The organism is Mesorhizobium sp. M7A.F.Ca.ET.027.03.2.1, assembly GCF_003999175.1.
Lineage (GTDB): Bacteria > Pseudomonadota > Alphaproteobacteria > Rhizobiales > Rhizobiaceae > Mesorhizobium.
This window is the reverse complement of record NZ_RZOM01001397.1, coordinates 1-1,239: the sequence shown is the minus strand read 5'-3', so window position 1 is coordinate 1,239 and position 1,239 is coordinate 1. Positions and strand designations below refer to the sequence as shown.

Annotated in this window: 2 protein-coding genes; both read right to left on the bottom strand. The window is 65.8% G+C overall.

Annotated elements, in window-relative coordinates; genetic code table 11:
- Positions 1-32 precede the first annotated feature (32 nt).
- Positions 33-374, bottom strand: a complete 342-nt coding sequence (locus EN750_RS35015) for a winged helix-turn-helix domain-containing protein (protein WP_127271788.1) — start codon at positions 372-374, stop codon at positions 33-35.
- A gap of 80 nt (positions 375-454) precedes the next feature.
- Positions 455-1,239: molybdenum ABC transporter ATP-binding protein (modC, locus tag EN750_RS35010; protein WP_127399327.1), on the bottom strand; the 785-nt coding region annotated here is incomplete at its 5' end.

Genomic DNA, 1,239 nt, shown 5'->3' with positions numbered 1-1,239 from the left:
TACTGCCCTACTGCCCTACTGCCCTACTGCCCTCACCCAGCATCAATCTCCGCCTGCAATGCCTCCATATGCGCCGCCGCCGCGGCAGAAGCTGCGCGCTCGATGGCGCGGAAGCGGCTGACCACAGCCAGGCCGACCGCCGTCAACTGTGCGCCGCCGCCCTTGCGGCCGCCGGTCTGTGCCGCCACCAGCGGTTTGCCGAACACCCGGTTCATGTCCTCGACCAGGTCCCAGGCGTGCTTATAGGACATCTCCATGCCGCGAGCGGCGGCCGAGATGGAGCCGAAGGCGGCGATCTGTTCCAGGAGTTCGATCTTGCCCGGCCCGACGCGCCCGTCGGGATCGAGATTTATCCGCAAGCTCAGCGACGGCATCTTTGCTCTCCGCGGTCACTACCCAACCCCATACTAGAAGCTCCCTGGCGAAACCGCTATTCCAAAAAGACATAGCGGGATTATCCATCCGCCTCGGCGGGCAGGCCGGCGCCGGTGTTCGCCCGATCGAAGCTCACCGTCTTGATCACCGCGAAAACCTTGCCGCCAAGATGAAGCTTCAGCGCCTGCCGCGACTGTTCGGTGATGCGGGCAAGCACGGTTGCGCCATTGCAGTCGATACCGACCTCGACCGCGGGCCCTTCGCCCGGGCTCATCGCGGTAATGGTCCCCGGCAGGATGTTGAGCGCGCTGAGGCCCGTCGGCTTTTCGGTGGCGATCATCACATCGCGGGCGCGAATACGGATGCGCACCGGCGTACCTGCCTTCATCGCCAGCTGTGGCACCCGGAGCTCGCCCGCGGCCGAGCCGAGCACGGTCATGCCGAAAGTTTCGTCGTGATGCAGCACCCTGGTGTCCAGCACGGCGCCGCCCTCGCCGCGCTCCTCCGCCGGCAACAGGTCGAGCCTTTGCATCACCGCCTCGGTCGGCCCGCTGGCAACGACATTGCCCTGTGCCAGCATCACCACATCGCTGGCCAGCCTCGCCACTTCGGCGACCGAATGACTGACATAGACGATCGGGATTTTCGTCTCGTCGCGCAGCCGTTCGACATAGGGCAGGATTTCGGCCTTGCGCGCTTCGTCGAGCGAGGCCAGCGGTTCGTCCATGAGCAGCAGTCTGGGGCTGGCAAGCAATGCCCGGCCGATCGCCACGCGCTGTTTCTCGCCGCCCGAGAGCTTTGCCGGCCGCCTGTTCATGAGCGGCCCGATGCCGAGCAGGTCGACGACGGCATCGATATCGGCGT